This window comes from Vibrio sp. 070316B (assembly GCF_013114115.1).
GTDB lineage: Bacteria > Pseudomonadota > Gammaproteobacteria > Enterobacterales > Vibrionaceae > Vibrio > Vibrio chagasii_B.
The window spans coordinates 1-13,958 of sequence record NZ_VTYC01000030.1; the positions used below are offsets into that span (position 1 = coordinate 1).

15 protein-coding genes are annotated in these 13,958 nt (G+C 42.8%); 4 read left to right on the top strand and 11 right to left on the bottom strand.

Annotated features, from left to right (window positions below; all coding sequences use genetic code 11):
* From F0251_RS18960 to F0251_RS18980, 5 genes are all read right to left on the bottom strand, one after another.
* On the bottom strand, positions 1-225 hold a 225-nt coding region (locus F0251_RS18960; RefSeq protein ID WP_171731594.1), incomplete at its 3' end, for a hypothetical protein.
* Between the two features lie 2 nt (positions 226-227).
* A complete protein-coding gene (locus F0251_RS18965; protein WP_171731595.1) occupies positions 228-575 on the bottom strand; it encodes a DUF1293 family protein in 348 nt (115 codons plus the stop codon).
* Positions 563-1,675, bottom strand: a complete 1,113-nt coding sequence (locus F0251_RS18970; RefSeq protein WP_171731596.1) for a replication initiation factor domain-containing protein — start codon at positions 1,673-1,675, stop codon at positions 563-565. Before F0251_RS18970 ends, F0251_RS18965 begins: the two co-directional genes overlap by 13 nt.
* Complete coding sequence (locus F0251_RS18975) at positions 1,665-1,865, bottom strand: hypothetical protein (protein WP_108167716.1); 201 nt, start codon at positions 1,863-1,865, stop codon at positions 1,665-1,667. Before F0251_RS18975 ends, F0251_RS18970 begins: the two co-directional genes overlap by 11 nt.
* Positions 1,866-1,867: 2 nt before the next feature.
* Entirely contained in the window at positions 1,868-2,059 is a 192-nt protein-coding gene (locus F0251_RS18980; RefSeq protein WP_171731597.1) for a hypothetical protein, read from the bottom strand.
* A gap of 207 nt (positions 2,060-2,266) precedes the next feature.
* On the opposite strand from F0251_RS18980, the gene F0251_RS18985 reads away from it, so the two are divergent.
* Positions 2,267-2,635, top strand: a complete 369-nt coding sequence (locus F0251_RS18985) for a DUF3693 domain-containing protein (protein WP_171731598.1) — start codon at positions 2,267-2,269, stop codon at positions 2,633-2,635.
* A 170-nt stretch (positions 2,636-2,805) separates the two neighbouring features.
* Here F0251_RS18985 and yciH read toward each other — a convergent pair whose 3' ends face one another.
* Positions 2,806-3,117: a stress response translation initiation inhibitor YciH gene (gene yciH, locus F0251_RS18990; RefSeq protein WP_008221404.1), complete on the bottom strand. Its 312-nt coding sequence runs from the start codon at positions 3,115-3,117 to the stop codon at positions 2,806-2,808.
* 3 nt (positions 3,118-3,120) lie between these two features.
* Entirely contained in the window at positions 3,121-3,489 is a 369-nt protein-coding gene (locus F0251_RS18995; protein WP_008221406.1) for a DUF3319 domain-containing protein, read from the bottom strand.
* Between the two features lie 100 nt (positions 3,490-3,589).
* Here F0251_RS18995 and F0251_RS19000 point away from each other — a divergent pair, with 100 nt between their 5' ends.
* On the top strand, positions 3,590-4,558 hold the full coding sequence (locus F0251_RS19000; protein ID WP_171731599.1) for a tyrosine-type recombinase/integrase: 969 nt from the start codon (positions 3,590-3,592) through the stop codon (positions 4,556-4,558).
* A 111-nt stretch (positions 4,559-4,669) separates the two neighbouring features.
* Here F0251_RS19000 and F0251_RS19005 read toward each other — a convergent pair whose 3' ends face one another.
* Together F0251_RS19005 and F0251_RS19010 are read right to left on the bottom strand one after the other, a co-directional pair.
* Positions 4,670-5,665: a D-alanine--D-alanine ligase gene (locus F0251_RS19005; RefSeq protein WP_171731600.1), complete on the bottom strand. Its 996-nt coding sequence runs from the start codon at positions 5,663-5,665 to the stop codon at positions 4,670-4,672.
* 179 nt (positions 5,666-5,844) lie between these two features.
* On the bottom strand, positions 5,845-6,408 hold the full coding sequence (locus F0251_RS19010; protein ID WP_008221412.1) for an SPOR domain-containing protein: 564 nt from the start codon (positions 6,406-6,408) through the stop codon (positions 5,845-5,847).
* Between the two features lie 216 nt (positions 6,409-6,624).
* On the opposite strand from F0251_RS19010, the gene F0251_RS19015 reads away from it, so the two are divergent.
* Complete coding sequence (locus tag F0251_RS19015; protein WP_171731601.1) at positions 6,625-9,309, top strand: bifunctional acetate--CoA ligase family protein/GNAT family N-acetyltransferase; 2,685 nt, start codon at positions 6,625-6,627, stop codon at positions 9,307-9,309.
* On the opposite strand, the gene F0251_RS19020 is transcribed toward F0251_RS19015, so the two are convergent.
* Entirely contained in the window at positions 9,298-10,185 is an 888-nt protein-coding gene (locus F0251_RS19020) for a LysR family transcriptional regulator (protein WP_116870651.1), read from the bottom strand. The genes F0251_RS19015 and F0251_RS19020 overlap by 12 nt on opposite strands.
* Positions 10,186-10,411: 226 nt before the next feature.
* Here F0251_RS19020 and F0251_RS19025 point away from each other — a divergent pair, with 226 nt between their 5' ends.
* Positions 10,412-12,559 (top strand): TonB-dependent hemoglobin/transferrin/lactoferrin family receptor, encoded by a 2,148-nt coding sequence (locus tag F0251_RS19025; protein ID WP_171731602.1) that lies wholly within the window; start codon positions 10,412-10,414, stop codon positions 12,557-12,559.
* A 339-nt stretch (positions 12,560-12,898) separates the two neighbouring features.
* Here the strand turns inward: F0251_RS19025 and galE are convergent, their stop codons facing one another.
* Positions 12,899-13,912: a UDP-glucose 4-epimerase GalE gene (galE, locus tag F0251_RS19030; protein WP_171731603.1), complete on the bottom strand. Its 1,014-nt coding sequence runs from the start codon at positions 13,910-13,912 to the stop codon at positions 12,899-12,901.
* Between the last annotated feature and the right edge of the window lie 46 nt (positions 13,913-13,958).

Here is a 13,958-nt window from a genome sequence, read left to right on the forward strand (position 1 = left end):
ACTTGAAGCGCTTTTTTGACGATTAAGAGAGCCAATTTCAGACAAAAGAAAGTCTCTTTTAGCCTCTAAATCACGGATAGTTCTCGTCAGAAGCAAGCGGTCAATCCAATCAATTACAAACGAGCAAACACGACCAAATAGTGAGAGTGCGACCATGGTCATGACTAGAGCTTCAATCAGTGAATGCACATCATCGCCAGTTAATTGATAAATTACCGTTTCCATGATTAAGCCTTGTTTGCTTTCATGAAGTTATCGAAGTGCTTTTTGATTTCTTCATCGACAGGCACAAGCTTGGTTACCAAGATATCGAGCGGGTCATTTGGGTTAGCACCAAAGTTCAGCTCGTATTCGCGGTTAGCCACAAAAGCGCGGGATTGGATAAGTTGACGTGCGTATTCCACATCAATTTTCAGTGCTTGCTTGTTGTATGGGATGTCAGTTGAAAAGCCGATGCCCGTTTGTTGAAACTTCTCGTTGTCGACTTCTTCAACAGCACGTAGGACAGACAGTTCAGCGAACTCCATATTAGATTTAGGGAAACGCTTGATAGAGATACCAGTTATTGTAGGCATATTCTTGACTCCAAAATTTCGATTTTCTGTTTAGTGTATTCGTCAGGAATGCCTAACGAGGTTTCAAAGTTGGCGCGTCTATGATGCGTAGGAATGAGCATTCCGAATGCTTCACCCAAGTCACCCTCAGTCATAGCCACAATTTCAGATAGCGCTTTGCCACATTGACGACGAACCCAAGCAATACGAGCGAAGAACTCTAGTCCTGCTTTTTTCTTGTTAAGTTCAAGCTTCATTGGTTCGGCAGGGTCGATACTGGCAGAGAAGTCACATAGACCAGCAAAGGCCGAAGCAGGCGAGGCGAGTAGTGCCAAATCGCACTTCTTCAATTCCACTTCGTTGCGGTACCAAATCACTTCTGGGTCAGCGATGTTTTGCTCAAATTTCTTGTTGTAGATACGCCAGTAAACTGAAGACGTACGAGAGCCAACCAAAACAGCTTCCTCTGATAATTCACCAGATTGTGAAACGCGCTTATGAGGAACCATTGTCGGGCCACGGCCACGAGAAGCAGTGCGAAATGCTCCCTCATAAAAACATTTCTCAGCATACTTACAGTCAAAGATTCCGGTGTAGTCATCCACGCAGAGATCCAAACGGGCTAGGCGAGTAATACCCAAAAGAGACAACCACCAGTGCAGTTTTTTGTGTGTGGTGAAGTCGAATAACTTCGAACAGCCAGTACCATTAATCTGTACATAGACCGTGTCATTGTTACCGCCAACACCAACCAAACCACATTCAACGGTTCCGGTAGAGTCGTAAATCACCATCGAATCTTCATAGCCATGCAAGCCACGACCACGCATAGGCGACAGACGGAAGTTAAAGACTTTCGCCATGAACTCATCAAACCTATCAGCCAAAACTTTACGGCATTTGTTACGGTGTAACTCAATTGATTTTTCTATTGCTTCTGGTGAATTAAGACGGCCTTTAACGGTTTGCTTCTTAAACTCAGGAAACTGCAAGTTGATAAAGTCTTGTTCGTTGGAGCTATCCAAATGTCTCAGCGAGCCATACGAAAATGAAAAGGCTAGGTGATCCACTTGAACCGGGCGAATCTCATCATGGAACTTATGTGGTTTTTTAGATGGCACTGAACACGCCCTTAACCAAAAGTTCTTGGTAGTTTTCATCAGTGATTTCAACAATCTGAAATGACACCATTCCATAGTGAGCTTCCATGAACTGGAAGAAATCACGCGGAGTCTTAAAGAAATTGTGACCCCAAGGGAAATAGGCGTTGATACCGTGATTGGGTTCGTTGTCGAAGTAGATAGAGTCCATTATTAAGCCTTAACAACTTTTAATTGAGGCCAACTTGGAAGTAATCGATTGAAAGCGGATTCGATATCGGCGTCGGTCAAAGGCATAGCATTAGATTTATGAACAGTGATAACTGGTGTGACACCAGTATCGGTGATTTGCCAATCACAGAGATAACGAGGAAGAATCCCAGAGCACACTTGAATGATATTCATAACAACCACCTTGACTGATTATTGATAGTTAGAGTGACCGTCTAAGCCGAGCGATAAGCGTCAAGGGCAAATAGCCCAGAACTAGACGGTCAAATTTGACTAACAATTTTTTGTTAGTGAGGAAAATGTTAAACACAACTTTTTGTTAGTGCAAGACACAAAAAATTGTTAGCAATGAGCTATGATTGGTGAAACGGAGGAATTGCCATGTATCAAAATGAACTGTTAGACGCCTACAAAAAGGCGCAAAACTACGTACAAGACAAACAAATTGCCCATGACTTAAATCTACCACCACAAAGAATAACTGACTTTCGTAAAGGGCGTCGCTATCTAACTGATTCTGAAGCGGTTTTTTTAGCAGAAAATGCAAAGTTAGACCCACAGGTCGCATTGATAGGTTTACACGCTGATCGCAATGAAAATCCGGAGATTAAGCAGCTATGGGAACATATGGCAAAAAAGTTTAACGGGTTGGGATTATCAAGTATTTCAATGGCTTGCGCAGGATTAGCGTTGATGGCAGCCACCCCAAATAAAGCACTAGCCAACTGCGTATTATGTACGTTATGTTAAATTGGATTTGTTGTTTATAAGGCAGAACTCTTTGTGTGATGCCCTGCCTTAGTATTGTGTCGATATTCTCTGAATTATACTGTGTATTTAACCATAATGGTTATTTACCATAAAATACCTAATATCCAGTGATAATAATCTTCGATTTTAACCCTGGTATTAGTTAGAGATTAACCGCCAGCAAATTTAACTTTGTAGCCTTTCTTTTCAAGGTGCGCTTTGATCTTGTCACGCGCGTCGCCTTGAATTTCGATGTTACCATCTTTTACTGAGCCACCACAGCCGCAAACTTTCTTAAGTTCAGCAGCCATTAGTTTTAATGGTGCGTCATCTAGATCTAAGCCAGTTACGACAGAAACGCCTTTGCCTTTACGGCCTTTGGTTTCTTTTTGGATTCGAACGATACCATCGCCTTTAGGACGTTGGACTTTCTCTTCTTCAGGTTTGATACGACCTGTTTCTGTTGAATATACTAGGCTCATAATTTATTTCTTTTGTTGCTCTGCTTTTTGTTTAGCGAGTAAGTAAGCTTCTATATGACGCTGTATTGCAATCTTTCCGCCTTTAATAAGGCGTCCGTTAAACATGCAGTACCACGCATTCGGCTCACCAGTGTCATTTTTGATTTGGTAACCATTGAAGTTTTCAGTTTGGCCACCGGTCCCTCTAGACTTACTTAACGCTGTGAACTCTTTTGGGTCAATAATAGATGCAGTATCAATCCACCAATCGATACTCTTTTTCACGGCAGCTAAGTTACCTTGAATAACGTGGTTTTTTAACTTGGTACGCCAAATTGTGTTCGTGGCATCCGTCGATTGGAGATGGATCCCTCGGTAAATTGAATTAGCCATATCTATTGATCATCTTTTTGTTTTCACTGCATTAATCATAAGTATACTAATAATGATAGCAAGCATAATATGGCAAAAACACCTGTCGAGGTACGGTAATTTGAGAAAAAAAGTCCCTATTTTAACCGACTCTGTGATAATTAATTCGTTTGTTGAAAAATTAAACAGCAACGTTACCGTTGAAATTATCGATGAGCTAACAGGTTTCCAGTATTCTCATAATTCACTGTTGGGTATCTACAGTGATTGGAATCGCTACCACGCTTTTTGTACCAAACATCGAATCAATACACTCCCTGCTTCTATTACGGCTGTTCGTCGTTTTCTTGAGACGGAGTCTAGTGAACGAAAGTATGCATCGTTAAAACGTTACACTGCAACGCTTAGCTTGCTGCACACTGTACTCAACTTTGCCAACCCTATTAAGCATAGACAAGTTCGCTTTACCTTGCTCCATCTGCAAGCTCGAATGGCTGGTGATGCTAAGCAGACAAACGCGATGACTTCTTCACACCTTACTCAATTGAACTCGTTACTTTCACATGACAAAGCGACACTAAAAGAGATCCGCGACATAGCGATTTATAACGTAATGTTCGAATGTGCGTTGAAGCGCTCTGAACTCAAGTCTTTATTGGCGAGTGATGTGGAGAGTATTGATCATGACTATCAAATCACAATCAAGGACTTGATATACAAGCTTTCACCAGTTGCAAGTTCTGCGCTTGAGCGCTGGCTGAGCTTTACTGGTTTGGAAGAGGAATTACCTGTGTTCCGGGCGATTGATAAGCACGAAAACATCGGCCTACAACCATTAGATGATTCGTCGATCTATCGGATTTTAAGGCGTGCAAGTGACTTACTTGGTTTAGCCGACAATCACCATTTTTCAGGTAATTCGATTCGAGTTGGCGCGGCACAAGAGCTATCAAAACAAGGGCTTAACGTGAGAGAAATACAAGACTTCGGACGTTGGCTTAGCCCTGCGATGCCAGCCCAGTACGTTGGATATACTGGTACGGCAGAGAGCGAGAAAATGAAGTTCAAAGCGTTAACACCGTGGCAATAAGCGACATTAGGTCGGCAGTAGACTGAAAACATCGCAAACAAAAAAGCGGCTTGGAGAAATCCGAGCCGCTTTTTATAGTTAATCTGTTATACAAAAATTTAGAAAATACCCTTAAGAAAGGCTGGTTCTTACGCAGTTTTCTAGGAACTGAGCGAACTTATGCCCGTCGTGTTCTACCATTTTTGGGAACATCGAGATTGGTGTCATACCTGGGAAGGTATTCACTTCGTTTAAGTAGATTTCGTTATCTTGTGTTAAGAAGAAGTCGATGCGAGACAAGTGGCGAAGCTTCATTTGTGTAAACACTTTGCGAGCGCTGTCCGCAATCAGTTGACGTTGTTCATCAGTAAGATTACTTGCTTCAACTTCTGTGATCGAGTTGCTATCTGCGCTGTATTTTTCTTCGTAAGAGTAGAATGCGCCATTCGGTGCAATCACCTCGCCTGGCTTGCTGATGTGCAGCTCTCCGTCGATTTCATAAGCCGCAACTTCCAGCTCTCTTGGCACCACTGACTTTTCAACAAGCACTTGATCTGAATAAGTAAATGCTTTGTTGATAGCTTCGCTCAAGTCTTCAATATGGTTGACTTGATAACAGCCAACAGAAGAGCCTTGGCGTGCCGCTTTCACGAATACTTTGCCCCACTTTTCAAAAGCTTGAGTTGCTTGTGAGTGAGCTTCGTCTGTATTGTCAGATAGGAATAAATACGGCGTGTTTGGAATACCCAACGCGTCATACCAAAGCTTAGAGGTGATCTTGTTGAAGCTGTTATTGCTAGCTTCAGAACCACAGCCTAGGTACGGGATTTTTGCCATTTCAAACAGTGATTGGATATCACCGGTTTCGCCAGGGAAACCATGGATACAAGGTACGATGAAATCAACTTTTGATTCTAGATCATCACCACGTAGCGTTTGATTATTGATATCAAGATATACTAATTCGCCCGAATCTAGACACCAGCCTTCGCTCTTAATCTCAACTCTTACAACGTTAAAGTCTTCAACGCTCTTAAGTTGGTCAAAAAGGTAATTGGCTGAAACTAAAGACACTTCGTGCTCTGAAGATCCACCGCCGCATAGAAGAAGAATGTTTGTGGTGTTCATGGGTAAATTCGGTCCTTGAAACTAGGAATACTGACTTCAATGATAAACAAAAGTCGAGATAGGTACAGTGTTTTGATTGTTAAAATTGCGTCCGAAAGATCGAGCGATTAACTATTAGACAAAACGGTTCGTCATAAAACAAAAGAAGGAGCATTTGCTCCTTCTTTATGATTCAAAACTTAATTTAACTTGTTAAGCGTTGGGTATTCAGAGTTCTTGATATCATCAATACTCTTCACGAATGGCTTCAAGTTTTTAAGTGAACTAGGTAGTGTTGAGATCGCCTTTTTTGCTTCTAAACGTGTTGCGTAGTCACCGTAAAGTACTGTGAACCACTTAGTGCCGTTGACCATCTTGTAGTTTTCCCAAACTGGCTGAGAAGTCGTTGGTAGCATTTTCACGAAAGAGTCGACTTTACTTTGGCTGCCAACCGCAACAACTTGAACTGTGTAACCAAAACGCTGGTTCATGTCTTGTTGCTTCTTAGTTGGACCTTTCACTGCCGCAACTGGCTTAGCCTGAGTTGTTTGAGTGACTTTCTGCTCTACAGGTTCTGTTCTGATAACGTTAACAACATTCTCTTCAACAACGCCTGATTGCTGTGATTGAGACACAACTGGAGCTTCAACTTTGGCAGTTTTGTACTCTTCTTGATAACTATCTGAAGTCACATCCGTGATGTAGTTTTCAGATACACACGCAGCCAAGAGCAGTGGCAAAGTCGCAATTGCAATTTTTTTCATGGAAAGCTCTATATCCTTAATAATAATTACTATAAATCATGCCGATACGTCGGTTTAGAATCAAGTTAACTTTGAGATTATACACCATTAGTGGGTGACCTATTTCACAAACTTAATGCAGTGTTTGCTTATTCATCTTAATTCGGTGAATTTGCCATCAACCTGTTATCGAAAAGTAAGTTACGATGAACTTACGTGCATTGCTAGGATATGTCTATGAATCATCTTGATCCCCTACTGAAACCCCGTTCGATTACCGTTGTTGGCGCTTCTCAACGTGAAAACCGAGCGGGATACATTGTTATGAATAATCTGTTGCATGGGGATTTTAAGGGGGCGGTAATGCCAGTTACGCCCAAATATGATTCGGTGGCGGGTGTACTTTCCTACAAAAACATTTTGTCGCTCCCGATCGTCCCTGATCTTGCGATTCTTTGTACCAACGCGTGTCGCAATATAGCTATCTTTGAGGAGTTAGCGGAGAAAGGCATTGCGTCTGTCATTGTTCTATCTTCAGACATGCAACAGCCGAGTGATAACGGTGAAACATACGATTCAAGATGCCTAGCGATTGCGAAAAAGCACAATATAAGGATGCTTGGTTCAAACAGCTTAGGCGTGATAATCCCTTGGCTTAATCTCAATGCATCCTTCTCTCCTGTTACCGCACTACCCGGCAAGATTGCGTTTGTTTCTCAATCTGCAGCGGTGTGTACCACGATACTTGATTGGGCGAATGATAAAGAGATCGGTTTCTCTGCATTTATCTCTATCGGAAACGGCACAGACATCGAATTCTCGGAACTGTTGGATTATTTGAGCACCGACTCCCACACGGAAGCAATATTGCTTTATGTCGATAGCATTAAAGACGCAAGACGTTTCATTTCGGCAGCACGAGCTGCGTCGCGCAACCGGAGAATATTGGTCTTAAAAGGCGGGAGGACTGCAAAAGGCAGAGCGGCGGCAATGGCACATACCGGCGGTGCAGACACTTTAGATATTATTTATGACTCGGCCATTCGTCGTAGTGGCATGCTGCGAGTTAAGAACTTGCATGAACTGTTTGCTGCCGTAGAAACTTTAACTCACTCTGTCCCATTACGCGGAGAGCGACTGGCCATTGTCACGAATGGTGGTGGGCCTGCGATTATGGCAGTAGATACGCTTTTTGAGCGCGGTGGTAAACTCGCTGAATTATCGGAAGAGACGCTCGAAAAGCTTAATAAGGTGCTACCTTCAAGTTGGTCACATAGCAATCCTATCGATATTGTGGGTGATGCAGGTGATCAGCGTTATATTGATACGATTAACACACTGCTCGATGGTGATGAGGCAGATGCTATTCTCATCATGCATAGCCCTTCTGCTATCGCACACTCTGCTCAAACTGCTGAGCGCATCATCGAAGCGATTAAAAAGCACCCTCGCCATAAGCGATTCAATATTCTTACCAATTGGTCTGGTGAGCTTACGGCAAGGCCTGCTAGAAAGCTGTTCACTGAAGCTGGTATTCCAACCTATCGAACACCAGAGAGCTCTGTGGTCGCATTCATGCACTTGGTCGAGTACCGACGCAACCAACGTCAGCTTATGGAGACGCCAACCACGGCTGAGAAAGTCCATATTGAAGATTTAGCCGATGCCAGAAATTGGATAGAACGCCAATTACTGGATAAAGATACAGTTAGCCTTGATACCCATCAAAACAGTCAGTTTTTCAAACACTTCAACCTAGATGTGCTGCCTACTTGGATCGCTTCAGATCCTAGTGAAGCGGTACATATTGCAGAAACGATTGGTTATCCTGTCGCAGTTAAACTCCGCTCTCCAGATATCGCGCATAAATCTGACGTTCAAGGCGTAATGCTTAATTTAAGAAACAGCAGTGAAGTCGCAAATGCGGCTCAAGCGATTCTTGATCGCTCTCAACTGTCGTTTCCTACAGCACATATCCATGGCTTGCTGGTACAAGGCATGGCGAAACTTGCTGGCGGACAAGAGCTTCGCGTGAAAGTCACAACCGATGAAACATTCGGTCCTATTATTCTACTCGGTCAAGGTGGTTCGGAATGGGATGAGTCGATTGATGCGGCTGCAGCGTTCCCACCACTGAATATGACACTGGCTCGCTATTTGATTATTCGAGCGATAAAGAGTGGCAAGATTCGTCTACAGAAGCTTCCTAACCCTATCGACATAGAAGGCTTGTCGGAGTTGCTGGTTCGTATCTCACAAATGGTGGTTGATTGCCCTGAAATACATGATCTGGATATACACCCAGTACTTGCGAATGGCGATAAGTTCACGATATTGGATGCAGATATTGTATTGAAAGCCTACGAAGGTGATCCGCAAGAAAGGCTGGCGATTCGCCCATACCCCGTGGAGCTTGAAGAACGTATCCAGTTAAAAGATGGTACAGAAGTGTTGCTACGCCCTATTCTTCCTGAAGATGAACCACTTCATGCCGACTTTATTAACCGAGTGTCTAAAGAGGATCTCTACAAACGCTTCTTTAGTGATGTGGGTGAATTCAATCATGAAGCGTTAGCTAATTTCACTCAGATTGACTTCGATAGAGAGATTGCTTTTGTTGTTGTGCGTGAAGAGCAAGGGGTTCCTGCCATTATCGGTGTGTCGCGCGCGCTGATTAACCCAGAGAATACGGATGCAGAATTCGCGATATTGATTCGCTCTGATTTAAAAGGCGTTGGTTTAGGTCGAATCCTTATGACTAAGGTTATTGATTACTGCCGTGCTAAGCAGACTAAACAGATGTCGGGAATGACAATGCCAACCAACAGAGGGATGCTGACACTAGCTCAAAAACTGGGTTTCAAGCTAGATATCTGTTTTGAAGACGGCACAGCAGATATGGTGCTTCCGTTACTTGAGTGACCATGTTTTTTTAAGGTGTTGAATACACCAAGATTTGGCGTCGCCCATTTTGTTGCGTCGCCAAGCCATCACAATGTCGATCGGTTGCGGCTCCGTCCCTGCAATCTGTTTTAAAACACCAGATTCGATCAAAGGTTTAGCAACGCTACACGGCAAGGTACCAATGCCGAGCCCACTAGTTAAAGCTTCTACTTTTGCTGGGAAGCTCGTCACCGTCAAGCGTGGTTGTTTCTCTAAAATATTGATGCTTAATGCTGGCTGATCGCGTGCAGTATCTGCAATTGCAATCACCCTGTAACTTTCTCTAGCCTTTTGATCGAAATCTCCAGAGCGCTTATGTACGTAGTGGTTGGATGCTGCTACCCAAACCATTTCCATTTTTCCTATTACGTCACTTTTCATGTCATTGGGAATGGTGTCTACCTTTGGGCAAACCAGTAAGTCAGCTCGACCATCTGACAGCGATTCCCAGCACCCCGCCAAAATTTCTTCTTGTAAACGTACCCGTGTTTTACTGATTTTCCCTAACTCATCAACCAGTGGGAAGAAGTTAGCGATTGGGATAATGCCATCAAAGGCAATGGTCAAATCCAATTCCCAACCATTGGCTAGAATGCTCGCCTCGTTTACCAGCCTCTCTGTGGCACCAAGAATTACTCTGCCTTGCTCAAGTATCAATTGTCCTGCTTCCGTGAAGTTTGCACGGTGACCTGAACGGTCAAAAATCATGATATCTAAGTCTTGTTCAAGCTTTTGAATTTGGTAGCTGAGTGACGAAGGCGCGCGGTCCATTTCATTGGCCGCAGCAGCAAAACTTCCACGTCTATCGATGGCGTCTAGGATGTGTAACGCTTCAAGTGTTATTGGGCTATGCATCAGTTCCCTACTTTATAAATGAGATTTTGATCACAAAAATGGAAGCATTCACCAGATAAATGGAACCATTAAAGGTCTTTTAATACAATGAGTTATACGGTTTAAGTGAGCTTTTAATGACAAAACTACAAATAAATTGAAATGCAAATAATAGTAATTATCATTTAGATCCAATATTATCTTTCGCGAAATCAAGATAATACTATGGAATTAAGGTAACTATCAGATGTATAAGCAATCCCTACTCTCTGCTTCAATCGTTTTAGCGCTTTCATCAACCTCAGCCTTAGCTGAAGATTATGCCCTATTTGACGAGGTTGTTGTATCTTCGACTCGTACGAATCAAACACTTATCAATACTGCAGCTTCAGTCACCGTAATCTCTGATAAGCAAATCGAAGAGAATATGGCAAAAGATGTCGACGAGATTTTCGAGTACACGCCTGGTGTAACGATGAACTCAAGTTCACGCCAAGGTGCACAAACTATTAATATCCGTGGCATGGAAGGAAAACGCGTTAAGATTCTAGTCGACGGTTCATCGCAACCTGGTTCATTTGACGGTGGTCCTTATGCATTTATCAATTCTAGTGGTATTTCTATCGACCCTGATATGTTGAAGAGTGTCGAAATCATCAAAGGTGCTGCTTCAAGTTTACACGGAAGTGACGCAATTGGCGGTGTTGTGGCGTTTGAAACTAAAGATCCCTCTGACTTCTTGAAAGATGGTGAAGACTTCGGTGGTCAAGCTAAACTGTCTTACTCTTCTGAAGATAACTCGTTCAGCGAACATGTTGCATTAGCTAATCGTTTTGGCGATTTAGAAACTCTGGTTGCTTACACTCGCCGTGATGGTGAAGAGCTTCAAAACTTCCGTAACTCGGGTGATTTAGAGAACTACGCAGTAGAAAATCAAGACACATCAGCAGATAATCTATTGGTTAAACTTCAATACCAATTGAATGAAAGCCATCGCATTGAGCTTCTAGCAGAGCTCATTAAAGATACCTCTGATTCAGACATCTACCACTCTAGTTATGATAGCTACACTGGTGAAGATGACACGAAACAAAACCGATTCGCAATCAAGCACATTTGGTTTGCAGACGGCGCGATTGCTGACACAGTGACGAGTAAAGTGTCGTACATTTCTAAAGAAGAGAACGGTGTTACGAAACGCTTTAAGCCTGCAGGCCCAGGTTTCCCTCCTTACGTTCCTGCTAATAACGACAACCTTCAAACCAAAGATTATGATTACACCGAAGATAAGCTTGAGATAGAGACGCAACTAGACAAAGAGATTAACAATCACTACCTAGTTTATGGTGCGACTTATACACATAGTGACATCAGCAACACCAATATGGAGTACAACTCAGATCCAGCGACTGACGATCAGCTTTACGTGTACACGCCTGATGCGAAAGAGCAGAAGTTTGGTTTGTTTGTTCAAGACGAAATCAGCCTAATGAACAATAAGCTGGTTGTGACTCCTGGTGTTCGCTTCGACTACTTCTCTACAGACCCTGGTAAAAACACTGGCGAATCTCTAACTGACTTCTCAGATTCTGCAGTAACAGGTCGTTTAGGTACAACGTACAAACTAACAGATACAGGTACTGTATTTGGTCAAATTAGCCAAGGCTTTAGAGCCCCGTCATTTGATGAACTCTACTACACATACGACAACCCTGGTCACGGCTACGTAAATGATCCGAATCCTGACCTTAAGTCAGAAACAAGTATCTCGTACGAGCTTGGTTACCGTCACAACACGCAAGCTTCATCGTCTGAGATTGCAGCTTACTACAGTGATTACGATGATTTCATTGAAACTGTAGTAACGAAAAAAACCGGCGGTACGACACACTACTCTAACGTTAACTTAGAGTCAGCGACAATCAAGGGTGTTGAGTTCTCGAACACGTTACTTTGGGATGTGTTAGTGGGTGCGCCAGAGGGTATTTCTACTCATTTCGTGGCATCTTACACTGAGGGTGAAGATGGAAACGGTAATGCACTAAACAGTGTTAACCCATGGAACGCTGTGTTAGGTCTGAACTACGATGCACCGAACCAAAATTGGGGTACAAGCCTTAAGTTAAATTACACGGCTGATAAATCTGGCTCAGACATCAACTTTGATGACGAGAATGGCGGTAATGCTGGTCAAGCTGAACTTCCAAGTGCAACGGTTGTTGACTTAACTGCTTACTACAAACCAATGAAAGATTTGACTATTCGTGGTGGCGTGTTCAACTTAACTAACGAAGAGTACCACCGTTGGAATGATATTCGCGGCGATGATGAGCTTTACAAAGAGAACTCTCAAGCTGAAAGAAACTACGGTATTTCAGCTAAGTACGAATTCTAATTCGTTACAAACTTAAATTGCAGAAACTAAAAAGCCAGCTTTATGCTGGCTTTTATCTATTTCACTAAAAATTGTATCAAAAAGGAATAAGTGAAATTACTTCTCTGCCATTTCTTTCTTTACCATTACCGCAGCAGCAATGATGAAAGTGATGATTAGGCCTAGTTCCATGATTAACTCCAAAGAAAATTAACATTAAACATATAATTCGTGTGCATAGTAACACAATGAATACAGAATGATACTTTTTAACCACTAATTTACTTTTTATTCGATTTAGATCAAAAAAGATGCCCTAAAGCATCTTTTTATAAGTTAATCATTCATGAAACAACTAGATCAGCCAGGGAAGCCATTAGGATTTGTTGACTGCCAACGCCATGTATCTTCGGTCATTTCAGTCAGTGTGCGGGTTGCGTTCCAACCTAGTTCTTTCTGAGCTTTCGCCGGATCTGCCCAACATTCTGCGATGTCACCAGCACGTCGCTCAACAAGTTTATATGGGATTTCTTTGCCGCTTGCTTGTTCAAACGCCTTAACCATGTCTAAAACACTAGAACCGTTGCCTGTACCCAGGTTGTAGATGTGCAGACCATCTTTGCGCCCTACTTTATCAAGTGCTGCAATGTGGCCATCCGACAGGTCCATAACGTGAATGTAATCACGAACGCCCGTGCCATCTTTAGTTGGATAGTCACTACCAAATACAGATAAGAATTCGCGTCGGCCAACGGCAACTTGAGAAACAAACGGCATCAAGTTGTTTGGAATACCTTGTGGATCTTCACCTAGTTCGCCACTTGGGTGTGAACCTACTGGGTTAAAGTAACGAAGTAGCGTGATGCTCCAATCTGGATTCGCTTTTTGGAAATCGGTGAGACACTCTTCGACCATTAATTTACTGCGACCATAAGGGTTGGTTGCGCTAGTCGGGAAATCTTCAGTGATAGGCACACTTGCAGGGTCACCGTACACGGTTGCTGATGAGCTGAATACCAACGTTTTAACATTTGCTTCGCGCATTGCATCAACGAGAACCAAAGTGCCGTTTACATTGTTGTCATAGTATTCAAGAGGCTTCTCAACTGATTCACCCACAGCTTTTAAGCCAGCAAAGTGAATGACGGCTTCGATGTCGTGTTGCTTCAATGTTTCAGTTAACAGTGCTTTATTACGAATGTCACCTTCAACGAATATAGGACGAACGCCAGACACTTTTTCAATACGCTCTAGAACGCTTGGCTTACTGTTGTACAAGTTATCAAAAAGTACAGGTGTCATACCTGCGTTGATCATTTGGATACTTGTATGACTGCCGATATAGCCCATGCCACCGGTTACTAAAACATTCATGTTTAGACCTTTTAATTATGAATACTCAATCTATCGCTTATGATAC